Annotated in this window: 13 protein-coding genes; 1 reads left to right on the forward strand and 12 read right to left on the reverse strand. The window is 51.5% G+C overall.

Annotation, left to right across the window (positions count from 1 at the left end; genetic code table 11):
• Window positions 1-282 precede the first annotated feature (282 nt).
• The gene (locus QNH46_RS17865) at window positions 283-1,227 is read left to right on the forward strand and encodes a sugar kinase (RefSeq protein ID WP_283925463.1); all 945 of its coding nucleotides are present in this window, start codon (window positions 283-285) and stop codon (window positions 1,225-1,227) included.
• 53 nt (window positions 1,228-1,280) lie between these two features.
• Here the strand turns inward: QNH46_RS17865 and QNH46_RS17870 are convergent, their stop codons facing one another.
• The 12 genes from QNH46_RS17870 to QNH46_RS17925 all read right to left on the reverse strand — a co-directional run bounded on the left by QNH46_RS17870 (window position 1,281) and on the right by QNH46_RS17925 (window position 19,437).
• The gene (locus tag QNH46_RS17870) at window positions 1,281-2,294 is read right to left on the reverse strand and encodes a LacI family DNA-binding transcriptional regulator (protein WP_283925464.1); all 1,014 of its coding nucleotides are present in this window, start codon (window positions 2,292-2,294) and stop codon (window positions 1,281-1,283) included.
• Between the two features lie 422 nt (window positions 2,295-2,716).
• Entirely contained in the window at window positions 2,717-8,446 is a 5,730-nt protein-coding gene (locus QNH46_RS17875) for a WIAG-tail domain (protein WP_283925465.1), read from the reverse strand.
• A 160-nt stretch (window positions 8,447-8,606) separates the two neighbouring features.
• Entirely contained in the window at window positions 8,607-9,488 is an 882-nt protein-coding gene (locus QNH46_RS17880; RefSeq protein ID WP_283925466.1) for a DUF8580 domain-containing lipoprotein, read from the reverse strand.
• 157 nt (window positions 9,489-9,645) lie between these two features.
• Entirely contained in the window at window positions 9,646-10,086 is a 441-nt protein-coding gene (locus QNH46_RS17885; RefSeq protein WP_283925467.1) for a disulfide oxidoreductase, read from the reverse strand.
• A gap of 1 nt (window position 10,087) precedes the next feature.
• Window positions 10,088-10,801, reverse strand: a complete 714-nt coding sequence (locus QNH46_RS17890; protein WP_283925468.1) for a DsbA family protein — start codon at window positions 10,799-10,801, stop codon at window positions 10,088-10,090.
• 241 nt (window positions 10,802-11,042) lie between these two features.
• Window positions 11,043-11,684, reverse strand: coding sequence for a 50S ribosomal protein L25 (locus tag QNH46_RS17895; protein ID WP_283925469.1), 642 nt, complete (start codon window positions 11,682-11,684; stop codon window positions 11,043-11,045).
• Between the two features lie 225 nt (window positions 11,685-11,909).
• A complete protein-coding gene (ptsP, locus tag QNH46_RS17900; protein WP_283925470.1) occupies window positions 11,910-13,622 on the reverse strand; it encodes a phosphoenolpyruvate--protein phosphotransferase in 1,713 nt (570 codons plus the stop codon).
• On the reverse strand, window positions 13,615-13,890 hold the full coding sequence (locus tag QNH46_RS17905; protein ID WP_155610719.1) for an HPr family phosphocarrier protein: 276 nt from the start codon (window positions 13,888-13,890) through the stop codon (window positions 13,615-13,617). The genes ptsP and QNH46_RS17905 overlap by 8 nt, the downstream gene beginning before the upstream one ends.
• Before the next feature lie 85 nt (window positions 13,891-13,975).
• Window positions 13,976-16,036: a glucose-specific PTS transporter subunit IIBC gene (gene ptsG / locus QNH46_RS17910; protein ID WP_283925471.1), complete on the reverse strand. Its 2,061-nt coding sequence runs from the start codon at window positions 16,034-16,036 to the stop codon at window positions 13,976-13,978.
• A 237-nt stretch (window positions 16,037-16,273) separates the two neighbouring features.
• Window positions 16,274-17,116, reverse strand: coding sequence for a glucose PTS transporter transcription antiterminator GlcT (glcT, locus tag QNH46_RS17915; protein WP_283925472.1), 843 nt, complete (start codon window positions 17,114-17,116; stop codon window positions 16,274-16,276).
• 174 nt (window positions 17,117-17,290) lie between these two features.
• On the reverse strand, window positions 17,291-18,880 hold the full coding sequence (floT, locus tag QNH46_RS17920) for a flotillin lipid rafts scaffold protein FloT (RefSeq protein WP_283928484.1): 1,590 nt from the start codon (window positions 18,878-18,880) through the stop codon (window positions 17,291-17,293).
• Between the two features lie 14 nt (window positions 18,881-18,894).
• Window positions 18,895-19,437 (reverse strand): NfeD family membrane protein, encoded by a 543-nt coding sequence (locus tag QNH46_RS17925; protein ID WP_213589661.1) that lies wholly within the window; start codon window positions 19,435-19,437, stop codon window positions 18,895-18,897.
• Window positions 19,438-19,517: the final 80 nt, after the last annotated feature.

Here is a 19,517-nt window from a genome sequence, read left to right on the forward strand (position 1 = left end):
TCTCCCTCTCAACTAAACTTTTTTATCTTATTTACCTTGCCATTTATGATTATCTACATCATATTAAACAACAACTCTGCTGTAAATGCACTATATTTCTTGAATAATTATCGTTTTTTCGCTAAATTTCACGGATTCTTATGGAGGATCTGTGTCAAAGCACGATTCCTTAATTCCTTTATTGTACAAAACCGATTTATGTGTTAATTTCAAGATAACCGATTATTTTGAATATGCCAAATAAGTTCATCATCTCACAATTAGATTTAGGAGGAAGCATACATGAACAAGAAGCTTGACGTAGTCACTTTCGGCGAACCGATGGCGATGTTTTACGCCAATGAACCCGGGGAATTGCATAAAGCGCTTTCTTTCTCCAAGGGGATGGCCGGCGCCGAATGCAACGTCTCCGTCGGATTATCCCGTTTGGGCCACTCCGTCGGTCTGGTCACCAAGCTCGGGGAGGACAACTTCGGCCATTTTATTACCGATACCCTGAACAAGGAGAACATCGACACCTCCAACGTAAAATTTACGAATGAACATAGAACGGGTATGCTGGTCAAATCGAAAGTACTGACAGGAGATCCTGTCGTTGAATATTTTCGCAAAAATTCAGCTGCCTCCACAATCAGCTTATCCGATTTTGACGGCGATTATTTCGCATCCGCGAAGCATATGCATGTAACTGGCATTTTCCCGGCGGTTTCGAAATCCTGTCATGAATTTGCTCTTCACGCTGTCGATTTCATGCGGTCCCAGGGAAAAACCGTATCCTTCGATCCAAACCTGCGCCCTTCCCTATGGCCGGATACAGATACGATGGTGAAAGCGATTAACGACCTGGCCGCCCGCGCCAACTGGGTATTCCCGGGGATTAGCGAAGGCAAGCTGCTTACGGGGCATGATAAGCCGGAGGCCATCGCCGATTTCTACCTGGCGCGCGGCGTTTCGCTCGTGGTGATCAAGCTTGGACCGGAAGGCGCTTATTTCAAATCATCAGACGGAGAAGGATATGTTCCGGGCTTCAAGGTCGAAGAAGTCGTGGACACCGTAGGAGCAGGAGACGGCTTTGCCGTAGGCGTCATCAGCGGATTGCTGGAGCAGCTGCCGCTGCAGGAGGCTGTCCGGCGCGGCAATGCGATCGGTGCCATCAATGTCATGTCTCCGGGGGACATGGACGGTTTGCCTGACCGGGAGAAGCTGCAGAAATTCATGAAGCAATAAATCTGGATATGATAAAAAAGAACATGCTCCATCGCTAACGGGAGCATGTTTTTTTATATTGTCCGTACGGATTGCCCTTGCTGCAGCATCGGCGGGAAACGGTATGTAATCGGCAGCTCCGTCCCCTTCTGTTCGATCGAAGAGAGTAAAATTTTCGCAGCCTGTGTCCCCATGTCGTAAGCAGGCTGGGATATCGTTGTAATGACCGGATTATAGATATGTGCAAATTCAGCATCATCGATGCCAATCACGGACAGCTGATCGGGAATCCGCAGGCCTGTCTGATTGGCGAACTTCAGTATTTCCGCCAGCACAATATCATTGCCTGCCAGCAGCGCTGTTGGCGGTTTGGGCAGTGCCAGCAGCCTTTCCAGCACCTCGGCTATATTTTCTTTCGGTGCATGGCAAATATAGGCTTCGTCGATCGGAAGGCCGAGCTCCTCCATCGCTTTTTTATACCCGCTGATCCGCTCCTTGCGGGGTGTAATGGCGTAATCGCCAAGCGGAAGCGACAGAATCGCAATCCGTTCATGTCCATGCTCGGCCAGCTCCTGAATCGCGATTTTCGCCGCAGCTTCGTTATCGAGCAGCAAGCTTTGCGTCGTTACTCCCTCAACGAGCCGATCCAGAAATACAAGCGGGAGCTTCATCTCCATCACCCTGCGATAGGAACTGTTCCCATTCCCGGACGGGAACACGATCAGGCCGTCGACCTGGCGAGCTGCCAGCATTTCGATATATTCGCGCTCCTTCTCCGGACTTTCATCAGCGTTGCATATAATCACCTGCGTTTTATGCTGCTGCAGCTCATTTTCGATGGCGCGTATGCATTTGATCGATAACGAATAATCGATATTGGCCACAATAATGCCAACCATGAAGGTACGGTTCTGCTTCAGGCTACGGGCAAGCCCGTTCGGCTGATATTTGAGGTCCTCGATGACCTCGCTGATCCGCCTTCTCGTATCCTCGCTCATATATTGATATCGTTCGTTTAAATACTGGGAGACCGTGCTTTTGGAAACCCCGGCTCTTTTGGCCACATCTTCGATTGTCGGTTTTTTCATCAACCTTCTCCGCTCCTTGTCCAACCCGCTGAGGAACAATACTAATCGGATATCGTCACTCAATTCATCTATATTACTAAAAAAGTATACCTATCTTTTAGTAAATAATCTATAGCTACGGTTCACTTGCATCTAATTACCGGCTGCGAATTTTCTGCTTGGCCATTTTCGCTCTGAGCGGCTCGGCAAGATGAGGGATGACTCATAAGCCTATTTCTATAACCAGCTTGTGGTGATTGCCCGCTCTGGATATCCCCCCTCAATTCTATAGTCTGTTGATTAGACGGCAGATTCGATATAAATTCCAGGCAGAAAAGAGACATCTGCCTCCGTACTAAAACTGCAGGCTGCAACCCGCGAATTTTATACAAAAGAGATGTCCCTCTGATCCTATCCTTATACCTGATATTCCAAATTTACGGTTAATTCAGACTGCCAACAGCGATCCATGTGACGAATCCATAATTCCTAGAGCTGGGCTTCATTCTCGAGATTTCAAGAATTGCTGAGTCAGGCTCCTGCGATTTCAACGAGACGTAATACCCCGGATTGTTCGCCATCGCTACGATGACATAATGCGCATGGGCAAAGGGCTCCTCAAGCAACACCATCACTTCTGTCGATTCTTCGTGATTCTGAAGAAGAAATGCTGCCATTCCAAACTGCTGCATCGTTGGTTGATCGCGTATGGCAATCACGGGTGATACCGACAAATGCTCCAATTGAACTGCACCCTGCTTAATATGCGGGCTCTCGATCGCACCGGCGGACAAATGTTGGCTTTGTATGACTGCATCCGCCAAATGATTGCCCTGAACAGCTCCTGCCTGCAAATGTGCCGTCCCCACGGACTCTTCCTGCAGTACGGCTCCGTCTACGGCGCTGAGCTGCAGATGTGCACGGCTGACCGACCCTGCTGCCAGATCGCTTCCCTTCACACCGCCCTCTGGCAGCAATCCTTCCTGCCGCAGCTCGGCAGACAAGTGCTCAGCCTTCAATGTGCCGGCACCGATATGTCGGGAGCTCACCGCGCCTGCCGCAATATGGCTGGCTGATACGATGCCTTCGCTCAAATGGCGGGATTCCACTTGACCCGTAGCCAGATGTTGGCTTTGAATCAATTCATCCGCCAGATGATAGCTCTGAATCGCCTCTGCCTGCAGATGTGCCGTGCCCACGGACTCTTCTTGAAGCACTGCGCTGTCCACCGCGTCCGGCTGCAAGTGAGCACGGCTGACCGAGCCTGCCGCCAGATCGCTTCCCTTCACACCGCCCTCTGGCAGCAATCCTTCCTGCCGCAGCTCGGCAGACAAGTGCTCAGCCTTCAATGTGCCGGCACCGATATGTCGGGAGCTCACCGCGCCTGCCGCAATATGGCTGGCTGATACGATGCCTTCGCTCAAATGGCGGGATTCCACTTGACCCGTAGCCAGATGTTGGCTTTGAATCAATTCATCCGCCAGATGATAGCTCTGAATCGCCTCTGCCTGCAGATGTGACGCACCCACGGACTCTTCCTGGAGCACCTCGCCATCTACTACGCCTGGCTGCAAATGCGTACGGCTGACCGAACCTGCTGCCAGATCGCTTCCCTTCACACCGCCCTCTGGCAGCAATCCTTCCTGCCGCAGCTCGGCAGACAAGTGCTCAGCCTTCAATGTGCCGGCACCGATATGTCGGGAACTCACCGCGCCTGCCGCAATATGGCTCTCTGAGATGAGGCCTTCGCTCAGATGGCGGGATTCCACTTGACCCACCGCCAGATGTTGGCTTTGAATCAATTCATCCGCCAGATGATAGCTCTGAATCGCCTCTGCCTGCAGATGTGACGCGCCCACGGACTCTTCCTGGAGCACCTCGCCATCTACTACGCCTGGCTGCAAATGCGTACGGCTGACCGAACCTGCTGCCAGATCGCTTCCCTTCACACCGCCTTCTGGCAGCAATCCTTCCTGCCGCAGATCGGCAGACAAGTGTTCAGGGGTCACCGTACCAGCGCTAATATGACGGGAGCTCACCGCTCCTGCCGCAATATGGCTCTCTGAGATGAGGCCTTCGCTCAGATGGCGGGATTCCACCTGACCTACCGCCAGATGTTGGCTTTGAATCAATTCATCCGCCAGATGATAGCTCTGAATCGCCTCTGCCTGCAGATGTGACGTGCCCACGGACTCTTCTTGAAGCACTGCGCTGTCCACCGCGTCCGGCTGCAAGTGAGCACGGCTGACCGAGCCTGCTGCCAGATCGCTTCCCTTCACACCGCCCTCTGGCAGCAATCCTTCCTGCCGAAGCTCGGCGGATAAATGCTCAGCCTTCAACGTGCCAGCATCAATATGACGGGAGCTCACCACTCTTTCCGCAATATGGCTGGCTGATACGATGCCTTCGCTCAAATGGCGGGATTCCACTTGACCCGTAGCCAGATGTTGGCTTTGGATCAGTTGTTCTGCCAAGTGATAGCTCTGAACGGCTCCTGCCTGAAGATGCGCTGCCCCGACGGACTCCTCTTGGAGCACAACACTGTCTACCGCGCCAGGGTGCAGATGAGCGCGGCTGACCGAGCCTGCTGCCAAATCGCTTCCCCTTACGCCGGCCTCCGGCAGCAGTCCATTCCGCTGCAGGTCAATAGATAAATGCTTTACCTGAACGGCTTGAGGAGAAATCTGCCTCGATTCGACGGAGGAATCCGCGAGGTGTCTGCCGTTCACGCTATTCTCACATAGATGCTCCATCTTCACCGAACCAGGCGACAAATGGCGGCTCTGTACCGCTCCCTCCGCCAAGTGATGGCCCTGCACCGCCTCGTTCTGAATATGCGAAGAATTTACGCTCTCCCCTAGCAGAACATCTCCATCCACAACGCCTGACTGCAAATGAATGCGCCCAATCACGCCTGCTGCCACATCTTTGCTGACAATGCCTCCCTCTGGAAGCAATCCCTCGCGATGCAAATCAGACGACAAATGCTCTAATTGCACTGCATGTGGACGAATATGCCGGGCATCAACCGAAGAATCGGCAAGATGTTTCTCCTCCACGCTGCCTTCTGTTAAGTGTCGGGCTTCAATTGCGGCATCCGTCAAATGCTGTCCGTTAACCGACTCATCGCTCAAATGATAGGGCAGCACCGAACGCGGCTGCAATTTCGACGAGCTTACGGATTCCCGTTGCAGTACATCGCTGTCCACCGCCCCTTCCTGCAAATGAACCCGGCTGATCGAGCCCTGCATAATATCCTTTCCCGCAATTCCTGTCTCCGGAAGCAGCCCTTCCTGCCGCAGCTCGGCAGATAGGTGCTCAACCTCCACCGCCTTCGGCTGAAGATGGCGGGATCCCAGCGAAGCATCGGCGATATGCTGTCCATCTATGGAGCCCGAAGCTATATGCTGCCCCTCTACCGCGCCATTCGCGAGATGCCCGCCGTGAACGGATTGCTGTGCCAGATGCTTGCTCTGCACCGCATCAGCCTGCAAATGAACCGATTGTACGGCATCGTTCTGTAATACATCGCCATCCACAATACCTGCCTGCAGGTGTATTCGTTCAATTGCTCCCGGCGTAATATCGGCCCCAGCGACTCCGTCCTCCGGCAGAAGCCCCCGCTGCTGCAGCTCGGCGGACAAATTCCCCTTCTGCACAGCTTGCTGCCGGATATGCCATGCCTCGATCGCTTCGGCAGCAATATGCTGTCCGCCGACAGCCCCTTCCGATACGTGGCGGGATTGTATCACGCTATCGGTCAAATGCTGACTAAGCACAGATTCAACACTAATATGTTGCCGTTGTATGGAATCTGGCATCAAATGCAGGGAACCAACTACACCGGTTTGCAGCACGGCTCCATCGACGGATCTAGGGTGTAAATGTTCTCGGCCTACCGAGCCCGGCATCAAGTCATCTCCGCTGACTCCGCCCTCGGGAAGCAATCCGTCACGGCGTAATTCGGGCGCTAAATGATCACCCGTAATGGATTCAGGGCTTATATGCCGCGATTCTAGCACCGCTTTGCCGATATGCCGGCCCTTAATGACTTCCTCGCCCAAATGCCGATCCTGCACTGCGTTCTCTTTTAGCTTGGCAGCCGTAACCGCTCCATCATTCAACGCCTTTTCCGATACTGAACCATCTGAGAAATGGTGACCCTTCAATACGCCCGTACCGAGGTGCCTGCTAGTTACAGCTTCTGTTGCAACATGCTCGGACAATACGGCTCCCGGTGCCAGCGCGTCGCTTTGGACGGCCTCTCTCGATATATGCCGGGTCAGGATAGAAGCAGGAGCAAGCTTGGAGGAGACTACGCTTCCTTCAGCAAGCTTGGATACCGTTACGGCCAAATCATTAATTTTGTCGCTTGTAACGCATTCGGGAGACAGTTTCAGCGAAGTGATAGAATGATCCTGTAAATGGTGGGTAAATACGGCTCCATGATTAATATGCTCCTCTTCAACGGCCCCTGGCTGCAGTTGAATCCCTCCGACGCTCTCCGGTGCTAAATGAGGGGCATGAACAGCTCCTTGAGCCAGATGGTAAGAATGGATCGCCCCGGCATCGATAGCCTTGGCTGTGACAGCTCCGTCGGCAATCTTACTTCCGGTGATGCTCCCGTCCTTCAGTTTCTCGGAGATAATTGCCCCCTTCTGAATATGGGGCGTTGAAACGGAGTTTTGCGCCAAATGCCGATCCCCAACTTCACCTTCACCAATTTTATCTCCGGTCACAGCATCTTCTGCGATATGCCACTCCTCAATGGCATAGGACATGATATGCCCTCCCTGTACGGATTCAGCCGCGATGTTCGGAGACTTCACCGCGCCGGGGGCAAGCTGTGCTGATTGAATCGAACCGGGGGCAAGATGCCTGGTCAATACAGCTTCATCCGCTATTTTTTGCGGTAAAATGCTTTGGTCGGCGATTTTCGATGAGGTGACCGCCTGCTCGACGATTTGCATCGTGCCTACCGATTGATCAGACAGCTTCGTCGAAAGAATGCTGCGATCGGCCAGATGCTTGCCTTTGATTTGCCCTGCCCCGATATGCTCTTCGCCAATGCTGCTTGCACGAATATGAACCCGGTCAATCGATTCCGGCGCGAGATGCTCCGACTGGACGGCGTTCTCCTTAATATGCTGCGATGAGATGATCTTGTTCTCCAATTGCTCTGTTCCGACGCTAGAGTAGGCCAGCTGTTCTTTCCCAATCAGTCCGGGAGCCAAATTGCGCACATTAATCGCATCCTCGGCTAAATGGCGGCTTTGAATAGCACCGTCTTGAATTTTTCCCCCAGTAACAGCGCCGTCGCGAAGCTTGGAAGATGTGATGGACTGGTCGGCAAGCTTGGAGTTATCGATGACACCGTTGGCCAAATTGATCGTTTGAATACTGCCGCTCATAATTTTATCCGAGGTCACGGCTTGATCCTGCAGTAAATCCGTGGTCACGATCCAATCGCTCAAGTGGCGGCTCTGAATCGAATGATCGGCCAGTTTGTCAGCTACGATGATGCCGTCAGCCAGCTTATCTGAAGTAATGCTGCCTTCCTGAAGCTTCTCCCCCCCAATGGAACGATTCCTGATCGTTCTTCCCTCGATGGAGCCGTCAACCAGATGCTCACCCGTAATGGATTCAGGTGCAATTTTGGATGAGGTTACCGCCCCATCGGCAATCTTGATGCCTTGGACAGCATAATCGGCTAGCCAGGCCGTGCCGATCGTCCCATACTTGATTCTCGATGCATCGATCGTATAAGGGGCGATTTTCGGCCCTGTTACGGCGGCATCTCTCAAATCGTTCGTATAGACGATCCCTTCGTCAACAAGAGGTGTCTTCTTCTCCGCCAGATGCGCCGCCAAATTCAGGTTGGATAACGGTGCTTCATCATCCGTATGCTCGGCGTTTGCCGTCACTGCTGATTCAGCCGCCTCCGCTGTATCGGCTAACTCATCCTCCTCGATAAAAAAATCGTCCGCCATCAAATCATCATCAGGTGAAAATATTGCAGGCGCAGCAGATTGATGGATCCTCATATCCTTCGGCTCGGCTCGCCGCTCGTTTATTTCCGTCTCCAGCAGTTTAAGCTCATTAATATCCGGATTATCCACGTAATAAAGCGACTTTTTCTTCTTACCGCTTCTCGGGGGTTTGTTCTTCTTCAAGCCGTTCTCTCCTTTGCCCAGTAATTAAATCGTCTGTGGCATCATATGCGAACGGCTAGGCACTTGTCACAGCTGCATTCTCTGCAGCCGCCCGATTCAACGCAGCACAATGCAAATAGCCCTAGCAAGACCGCTCTCGCCAAGGCTATTTCCGTTTCAATTATTGAGTTACGATAGAATTCAAGGAAGCATAGGCTAGCGGCACAAAGCCTTCCGACGGCTCGCCTTGCGGGATATTCACCTCAAACGCATACCCCTGTCCGCCAATTTCCTTGACAACATATTGCTGGCTCAGATCATTTCCGGCAGCCTGCAAGAACACGGAAGTATCCGGCATAAACCTGTTCATGACTTCGCCTGTAACTTCCTCGATCTTGCCTGTCTTTGACAACCTTTCCTTCGCATCACTCCGCAGGTCATCCGTGTTGTAATCGGAAGGGAGCTTAGTAATTTTCACCTTGTAATTCGAATCGTATTTCATGCTCAAAGTATCCGATTGCGGATCAAAGTCAAAAATATCAAACACATAGAGCGCATATCCCTGGCCTTCAGCCAAATTGGCAGTTCGTTCTTCCTTCATTCCTTCAAGCTCAACCTCAAGCTGCTTGGTCGCGGGCAGCTCTCCCGATGTCCGGGGCGCCTCAGCCTTCTCCAGTCGGGTAAGAACCAGCTGTTTCAGCGAATCATCCCCGGGGACCGCCTTTTCTACGTATTCGAATTCGACCGGGTCACTGGGTAACAATCCCTCAGCGATGGCGGAAATCGAGGCATCCATCTGGAATGGCATCGGTTCCCCGTTTACCTCTATTTCTAGCGAATGATTATCCATCAATCCTACAAATCGGCCTGTTCCCTGTTTAGTTTCCTCATTTCCGGCATCTTCGGGAGGTTTGGTCTCATCGTGTATCTGGCTATTCCCGTTATTCGAGTTTGCCGGTGTTCCCGGCTGTTCCGTTCCCGTCTTGCTGCACGCGGTTAGCGACACAGACAACGTTAGCACCACTGCTGCCAACAATATTAACATTTTTCTGCTCTTATTCATTATGCACCTCCACCTACGATAACGTTTCAAGCACTCAAAATGTTGCACTATTTATTACCCGAATTCGCCGTCTGGCAGCTAGTCGCTAAGCCATCCCGCCTTCGTTCCAGCAAAAAGGCGCCCTTAGCCATTTAATGGCTGAGGGCGCCTGTAAGGCTTATTCATCGTTTGAGGCCGTTCTGGCGAGGAACAGACATACGGTAATTAATAAAAATGCAATTAATGCCATAAAAGGAATCGTGATGAATCCCCACCAATTCAAATAATCGATATTGCACGGAATCCCTACTTTGCACGGCAGCAGCTGCGCCAAACCGGGAATTTTCTGCTGGGCGTAATGATAGATCGAGATAGATCCTCCGATAATGCTGAGCGGAAGGGCATATCCAATCATTCTGCGGTCGTTGCGAAACGCGGCCATGCCGAGCATAATCACGAGCGGATACATGAATATGCGCTGAAACCAGCACAGCTTGCAGGGCTCATAGTACAGCACTTCACTTAAATACAGGCTTCCTGCGGCAGCTACCATCGATACGAGCCAAGCAACATAAATGCCATATTCCCTAAAAAAAGAGCGTACCGGGCCTTGGACCATCCTACTCACCCTTCAATTCGTTTTCTATCGCTTTCTTGATCTCGGTGTAGTCTCCAAAGTTCCCGTTATACGGCTTGCCGTTAATGAATATCGTAGGTGTTCCCTGAACTCTGAGCTGATTCGCTTTGTTTCGGTGCTCGTCCACTTCGTTCTGGTACGTCTTCTCTTCGATATCCTTGCGGAGAAGATCGTAGTCGATGCCAATGTTCTCCTTCTGCGCCAGCTCGACCAGATAATCGACCGTCGCCCACTGCTCGTTCTCGTTCCCTTGATTTGTGTACAAGGCATCAAAATAAGTCCAGAATGCTTCGTTGCTTTGATGGTATACAGACTGCGCTGCCAATGCAGCCGTATCTGAATCAGGTCCGAGAAAAGGATAGTTCATAAAATAAAAGGCAGCCTTGCCCTGATCTACATAATCGCTTTGGATTTGCGGCTTGACAAGTTCATTGAAAATGCTGCATGCCGGGCACTTATAATCTCCAAATTCTACGATTTTAATAGGAGCGTTCGGATCTCCCAATACCGGAAGGCCGGCATACTCAAACGCCTCTGCTTTGGGTTTCGTCGGGATCAGTAAAACAATAATACAGAGCGCCAACAGCACCCCAACCGTGGAAAACCAAATCACCCGTCTTGTCTTCTGTTTTTGCTGCTGCTTCATTTGTTCCGATTTGCGCTGCGCCAACGCATTAGTTTGTTTTTTCGGCGGCATGTCATCCCCTCTTTCTTTAAATTTGCATATTCACATTATACAGTGTAACCAACCTTGTTACAAAGGAATGTTTTCGCTTTGTTGTATTGGAATTATAATACATAACATGAATATATTATACTATTATTATAGAAAAACATCTAACACCACAATGCTAGAATCGTATAAATCTAAATTTAAGACAAAACCTAAAAAAGACGGCCCGATAGACCGCCTTTCCTGTACACAGATAAACTGGAAATTATTCTTTTTCCCCGGCGCCGTCAGCAGCCTCCGGCTCCGCTCCAGCGTCGCCCTCCGCCTCTGCCTCGGGCTCTGCCACGCGCGGGAGCACGACTGAAGCCAGTAGCTCATCCTTCAGGGCAATCAATGAGATGCCTTCTGGCAGCTGGACGTCAGCGGCAACCAGCTTGTCTCCGGTGCCAAGCGGAGTCACATCCACCTCGAGCCCGGACGGCAGGACATCCGGCAAACCTTCGATTTCAAGCTCCGTCGCTTGAATTTGCAGAATTCCGCCAACCTTAGTTCCTTCGGCCGTCCCATTGTAAATCAGCGGCACCTTAACGCGAATCGGTTTATTTTTCGACACCTTCTGGAAATCGACATGAAGTATTTTGCCGCCTCGCTGCTGAACATCCTTTATCAATACCGGAATGCCCTCAGCCCCGTCGATCCGCAGCTCAAAAAATTCGGTGCGTCCCGTACGAGCCACTCTGGCCAGTTGTTTCTCGTCCACGTAAATAGACTGGGCTTCCGTTCCGCCTCCGTACACGCTAGCAGGAATGCCCCCATTTTTCCTTAATCGGTGAAGTGAAGAGCGGGTAAACTCCGTCCTCTTTGAGACGTCTAAGTACTGGGTTCGTTGATTCGTACTCGCAGTCATACGTAACACCCTCCTCATTGTAATGCCATGGCTGAAACCACATTGTTATTTTACCCAATTCTCCGCTATTCCTAACGTTGCCACCACCTTATAATTCCTTAATCGCTAAATACGCAGATACGAAAAAAAACCGGCGCATCTGCGCCGGCTGGAAAGAAACCCAAATATTTTGTTGGAAAAGCTGAAACCTGAAAAGTAATACCTGATAAGTTTTAGAATAGCGCTTTATTGTTGGATGCCTCTGACAAGCTCCACGACTTCCTCGGCTGTGCTTAGCTGCAGCGCTTTGGCCGCCAGCTCCTGCATTTCTGCCTTGGAGAGCTTGGCGATTTGCGAACGCGCTGGCAGAATCGAAGTGGCGCTCATGCTGAACTCATCCAATCCAAGCCCAAGCAGCAGCGGAATTGCTGTGGAATCTCCCGCCATCTCTCCGCACATGCCTGCCCAGCGCCCTTCTTTGTGAGCGGCATCGATAACCATTTTCACCAAACGCAAAATCGCCGGGTTGTATGGCTGATACAAATAGGAAACGCGCTCGTTCATCCGGTCGGCAGCCATCGTATATTGGATAAGATCATTCGTGCCGATGCTGAAGAAGTCAACCTCTTTGGCAAACTGATCAGCCAGCACCGCCGTTGCCGGAATTTCCACCATAATCCCGATCTGGATGTCCTCCGATACGGATACGCCTTCAGCCGCTAGTTTATCCTTCTCCTCCAGCAGCAGGGCTTTTGCCTGACGGAATTCATCCAGCGTAGCGATCATCGGGAACATGATCCGCAAATTCCCGTAAATGCTCGCCCGCAGTAAAGCGCGAAGCTGTGTCCGGAAAATATCCGTCCGCTCCAGACAGAGACGTACGGCCCGAAAACCGAGGAATGGATTCATTTCCTTCGGCAAGTCCAGATATGGCAGCTCTTTGTCGCCGCCGATATCCAGCGTCCTTACGACTACCGGCTTGCCTTCCATTTTCTCAAGCACCGTTTTGTAGGCGTTGAATTGCACTTCCTCCGAAGGAAGCTCCGTCCGGCCCATATAAAGGAACTCGGTACGGTACAGCCCTACGCCTTCGCCGCCGTTCTCCAGTACGCCAGCCACATCGTTTGGCGTTCCAATGTTGGCCGCCAGCTCCACATGAACCCCGTCGCGGGAAACCGTCGGAACCTCACGCAGCTTCTTCCACTCTTCGATTTGCTGCAAATGCTGGTCACGCTTCGCTGTATACTGCTCAACAACATCAGGCGAAGGATTTACGATGACGGTTCCGTCCAGTCCATCGACGATCAGCAGATCGCCGTTGTTTACCTGGCTCAGCACGTCCTTTGTTCCAACAACCGCCGGAATTTCCAGGGAACGCGCCATAATGGCCGAATGCGAAGTACGGCCGCCGATATTCGTCGTAAAGCCTTTTACATATTTGCGGTTAAGCTGCGCCGTATCCGAAGGCGTCAGGTCTTCCGCTACTACGATAACCTCCTCGCTGATCTCAGCGGGATTTACGTAATTCAGACCAAGCAGATGAGTCAGTACGCGCTTCGTAACGTCCCTCATATCCGCCGCACGCTCCTTGAGATAGTCGCTCTTCATGTTCTCAAACATGGAGATGAACTGCTGGGCGGTTTCGTTCAGAGCAAATTCGGCGCTGACTTTTTCCGTATTGATTTTGTCCCGTACAGGGGTAAGCAGCTCAGGGTCGTTCAGAATGAGCAGATGCGATTCGAAAATCTCTGCCTTCTTCTCCCCCAGCTCTTGAAGCGTGCGCGCTTTAATTGCCTCAAGCTCCTGCTGCGACTTCGATAAAGCTTCGTCCAGGCGAGCGTTCTCTGCCGCAGGATCCTCGATCTCCCGGCGCTTTACCGTATAATCAGGGTGCTCCAGCTTGAAAACCGGAGCAATCGCTACACCTGCCGATGCAGCAATCCCATTGATGTTAAGCATTTACTTCGCCTAACCCTTCATTAACCATTACGTCAGTGAGCGCTTGAAGCGCTTCTGCGGCATTGTCTCCATCGACAGTCAACGTAATGAGATCGCCTTTTTCAAGCCCTAGGGAAAGTACGCCAAGAATGGACTTCAAGGTCACTTTTTTGCCGTTAGCTTCCGCGAATACTTCAGCTCCGCTGAATTTGTTTGCTGTATTTACCAGCGCTGTGGCTGGGCGTGCATGAATACCATCTTCATCCGTAATTCTGAATACTTTTTCCATCATAAGTACACTCGCTTTCTGTTAAAATTTAGTTTATTTGAACCCCTCATCTGCGGATGAGGGATGTTGTAACCCCAGGCCGTGCTTATTTTATCGTAATAATGTTGCCTTCTCCAGCTTTCAGCTTGCCCGTTTTGCTCAGCTCCACCGTAGAGCCTTCTGGAAGGTTGGAGAAAATAATCGGCGAAATCAATGACTTCGCATTCTCTTTCACATAAGCGATATCCACTTCCATAATCGGCTGCCCTGCAGCTACCAGATCGCCTTCCTCTACCAGCACTTTGAAACCTTGTCCCTTCAGCTTCACGGTGTTGACGCCAATATGCACTAACACTTCCTTGCCTCCGTCGGACAAGATGCCGATCGCATGCTTGCTAGGGAATACATTAAACACTTTACCATAAACCGGGGAACAAATCGTCCCTTCCTCTGGCAGCACCGCAAATCCGTCACCCGTCATTTTTTCGGAAAAGACAGGGTCAGGAACATTCGTAATATCCATCAACTCGCCACTAGCCGGCATTACGATATCCTCGTCGATAATCGCTTTCCCGTCCTGAGCTGCTTGCTGCTCTACCTCGGCAGGCTTCTCCGCCGCAGCAGCAGGCGAAATAACTGGGGTCTTACCACTCATTATATCCCCAATTTGGGTCTTAATCGTATCAGATCTTGTGCCAAAAATGGCTTGAATGTTGTTGCCAACTTCCAGAACTCCAGAAGCCCCAAGCGCTTTAAGGCGGTTTTTGTCTACATCTGCTTTCTCCTTCACTTCCACGCGAAGCCGGGTAATGCAGGCATCAAGATGGACGATGTTGTCCTGACCGCCCAATGCGGCAAGAATGTTGTGCGGCAGCTCATCCTGCGTAGTTTTCCCTCTTTGTTCCCCGCCGTCTTGTTGAGCGGAGTCATCCTCGCGGCCTGGCGTTTTCAAGTTGAATTTGCGGATAACGAAGCGGAAGCCGAAATAGTAAATCACGGCCAGGATCAAGCCGACGATGATGACGTTCCACCAAGGCGTACGTCCTGGAATTACCCCGAAAATCAGGAAGTCGATCAATCCGCCAGAGAACGTCATTCCAATTTTTACATCAAGCAAGTGCATCGTCATGAACGACAACCCTGCAAACACGCAGTGTACGACGAAGAGCAGCGGTGCTACGAACAGGAATGAGAACTCAAGCGGTTCTGTAATTCCCGTCAAGAACGAAGTCAACGCGGCCGAACCCATGATTCCGGCAACATACTTCTTATGTTGAGGCTTAGATTCGTGATAAATCGCCAGTGCCGCAGCCGGCAAACCGAACATCATAAACGGGAATTTACCAGTCATGAACGTACCTGCAGTAAACCCTACGCCATCGCGAAGCTGCGCCATAAAGATCTTCTGGTCCCCGCGAACGATTTGTCCCGCATTGTTTACGTACTCTCCGAACTCGAACCAGAACGGTGAGTAGAAAATATGGTGAAGACCAAATGGAATAAGTCCCCGCTCGATGACGCCGAAAATAAAGGCGGAAAGCGTGCGGTTCTGCTCCAGCATAAAGTGGGATACCGCGTTAAGCCCTCCCTGAATCGGCGGCCAAATAACGACCATAGCCAAGCCAAGCAGCAAAGATGTGGCGGCGGTCATAATCGGTACAAAACGTTTACCTGCAAAGAAGCCAAGATAGGACGGCAGCTCGATTTTAAAGAATCGCTTGTACATCGAGGCTGCGAGAACCCCTACTATGATCCCCCCGAATACGCCTGTCCCCAGGGTTGGGATGCCCAGCACGCTAGCATATGCAGGATCTGTTCCAATCATCGAAGGCGTAACCCCGATCACCGTTCCCATGGTCACGTTCATGACCAAATAACCGATGATCGCGGCAAGTCCTGCAACTCCGTCCCCGCCAGCAAGCCCTACCGCCACCCCGACGGCAAACAGCAATGCCAGATTCGTAAAGACGATATCGCCAGCATTCATCATCACCGTAGCGACTGCATTTACTGTGGCGTTATCCAGAGCCGGCACGAGGTTCAAGAAATCCGGATTGACCAGCATGTTTCCAATACCAAGCAGCAATCCAGCCGCAGGCAGCAGCGCTACAGGCAGCATCAATGCCTTACCTACCCGCTGCAGCACGCCAAAAAAGCGTTTAAACATATCCATCCTCCTGTAAGTTTTTCTCTATAATAACTGCCCAACAACAGCAAAAAAGGCATAAGCTAATAAAAGGTACTTCTGGCTCACATCTCCTACGGTTATAATACCCCGCATTATAGAAATGCAATCAAAGTACTTTAATCAACTCATGCCTGATCGAATCAGTAACACATTGTCATATGCTATTGTTGTTTATCGACTAGAGTATAGCAAGAAGGTCAGTTCAGTGTCAAGCCTCTATCGATGATGGACGGTCAGACGATGCAGATGCATGGTCAGATAGCTGATTTCAGCCTGGTATACCGGCTTGTTCAGCCTGTCCTCCATCACTTTCGTCAATTTCCCGGCCAGCTGGTACAGCTCCGGATATTCCTGACTTAGCAGCGCTTCCAACTTCTCGACGACGGCAACTTTCTCGCCACGCTTTATGCGCTCAATCGCGAACCTTAAATGAGTTAAAAGGCGTGAGTAATCCAAGGAATGGCGCAGTATTCTCATCCTCAGCTCCTCCTCCACCATATTCACAAGGTCTGCGATCAGCTGCGTGTGCTCGCGTACCTCGCTGACATGCCGATTCGTCATCGCGCTGTTGATGTGGAGGGCGACAAAACCGATCTCGTCCTGGCCTAAATCTACGCCCAGTCTTTCATGAATAAGCTCGATTGCATACTCAGCCAGCTCGTATTCCACAGGATAGATCTCCCTGGTCTCGAACAGAAAGGGGTTATGGATGGCCATATCCTGCTCCGCCCGTTTGATCGCAAACGAAAGATGGTCGGTCAATGCAATGTGAATATGCTCATTCAGCTCTTGATTCGTCTTCTGGGATATATACATAATGATTTCCCCAATCACTTCAATCAGATGTTCATCAACCTGGGGAACAAGCTGTTTATACTGCTCCTGCTCCTGCTGGTTCTTCAGAATGAACATCTTCTCTACCGCATCCAGTGGAATCGAGTCGCCCTGCCTGCGGTTAAATCCGATGCCCTTGCCAATGACAACGACCTCTCCATGTCCAGGATGATTCGCAATGATTACATTGTTATTCAGCGCTTTGGCTACATGCAGCCTGCTCACAGTTGCACCTCACTTGCCTCCAAAATACAAAATACCATGCTTACGAATAATAAATTCTACCATAGTACGGCGCAATATAAAAGCGTCTCGCCTTTCGGCGAGACGCTTTACAACGAGCTTATGCACAAATGTCAATAATTACTCCCTGTTATCAAGCAAATCCACGCCATGAAATCAGGAATCCTGCTCCGAGGAAGCTGCGCTTTCCTGAACGACAGGCGGTTTGACTGACCCTGTCTGCAGCGGAGAAGGCGAGTTATGAGCCGCCCCTGCGGAGGCTGCAGCCGGAGCCTGGGCAGAAGAAGCTGCCGGCAGGGCTTTGCCTTGGGTCAGGCCTTTAATCAAACGATCCAGCTCGATGCCGGATACGCTCTTGAGCATTTCCGGCGCCGTAGCCATGAGCTCGGTCACGTAATTGCTCACCCGGGCAGCGCCTTCGCCTTTGCCGGTATCGACGACGGTGAGCTTATCGATGGACGAGATTGGACCAGCGATTTTCTCCGCAAGCTCAGGCAGCATTTTCACCACGATATCCAGAATCGCGGCCTCGCCGAACTTCTGGAACGCTTCAGCCAGCTTCTCCTTCGCTTCGGCTTCGGCAAGCCCCCGCAGCCGGATAATCTCGGCGTCGGCCGTCCCCTTTGCCCGTTCGGCATCCGCGATCGCAAGACCTTCGAGGCGTTTCTGCTCAGCAGAAGCCTTAGCCTGGGTCTCGATAGAGTATTGCAGCGCGTCGGCCTCCCGCATCTTTCGGGCCTTCTCAGCTTCTGCTGCCTGCTCTACCGCATAACGGTCGGCGTCGGCTTTCTTCTTCACCTCGGCGTCATATTGCTTCTGCCGTACCAAAATTTCCTTATCCTGCAGGTCAATTTCGCGTTCTTTACGCACGAGCTCAACCTTCATTTGCTCTTCCACCATCGTCTGCTTTGCACGCGCTTCCTGGATATGATAAGCCTGGTCAGCTTCTGCTTTCGCCGTGTCTTGCTCCTTTTTAAAGGAAGCGACCTTCAGTTCCTTCTCCTTGGTGGCCTCGGCGATATTCGTATCGCGGAGCAGTTCGGCCTTCTGACCGGACTCCTCTGCGAGCGCCTTTTGAATCCGCGAGTCCCGCACCGCCTCGGCTTCAGCGATCTCGGCGTCCCGTTTGACCGCAGCAATACGAGGCTTACCAAGCGCCTCTAGATAGCCGTGCTTGTCACGTACGTCTTTAATCGTGAAGGAGACAATCTGCAGCCCCATCTTCTTGAGATCCCGGGCAGCGACGCCTTGAACCTCCTGGGCGAATTTGTCCCGGTTGCGGTATACTTCCTCTACGGTCATCGATCCGAGAATTGAGCGAAGATGCCCCTCGAGAACTTCTTGGGCTTCTCCTTTAAGCGATTCAATCGGCTTGCCCATAAACTGCTCCGCCGCCGTAGCCACGTCTTCTACCGAGCTGCCCACCTTGATAATGGCAACTCCGTCAGCCGATACCGGCACGCCTTGCTCGGTATAGACCTCCGGAGTCATCACGTCCAGCTTATGCGACAGCAAGGACATGAACTCCGCCTTTTGGAATATGGGCCAAATGAAAGCCCCGCCGCCGCGGACGATTTTGATTTTGCGGCCCGTTTCATCATCAGAAATATTTTTGCTGCCTAGGAAGGAACCCGTAACAATCATCGCCTCATCCGGACCTACTGTCTTATACCGAGCCCAAAACGCTAAGCCAAGCACAACAATGACCGCAATAATGATCAACGGAATTAACAAAAAATCAGGCATCCCTTCAAATAACATCACACCATCTCCCTTTCCTGTCCATTCTCATAAAGCCGCGATACCTGCACGACGCCGTCCTTGGAATCAATAACGACGACGAGCGTGCCTGCCGGAATTTCCGTATTGTCCCAGCTTGATGCAATATGTAGCGTGTTGCCAGCCACAAAATTGACCATGATCTCCCCGAACCCCGCCTTTGGGATTGGCACGGTCACTTCACCCAGCTTGCCCGGAAGCTCGGCTGCAGAGAAGCCTGTCGAGTTCTCGCTGTTCTCCATCGGCTTAACGTAAGCAAAATAAATGATCACCGACATTAACAACGCGATTAGAATCGAAAATACAATGACGGCCGCAGTACTAAGACTGGTGTAGCGAACGAGCAATACGCCGGCACCCCCGAACGTAGTCACCGCGGAAGCCAGAATAATCGGCTTTAGAAAATCGACGTTTAAAATGTCGAATACCCCGTCCAGCCAGCTGCCGACGATATCCCCCACGATGACGCTGAGCAAAGCGAATACGGCTCCGCCGAGCAGACAGCTCCAGAACATGGCCTCCATCTGCAGCCCCTCCTTTCTGGATGTGTATATATTTAGTAATACGTTACAGGAAGTGGTTTCGTTTCGTTCATTTAGCAGGA

Origin of the sequence: Paenibacillus woosongensis (genome assembly GCF_030122845.1) — a bacterium.
GTDB classification, from domain to species: domain Bacteria; phylum Bacillota; class Bacilli; order Paenibacillales; family Paenibacillaceae; genus Fontibacillus; species Fontibacillus woosongensis_A.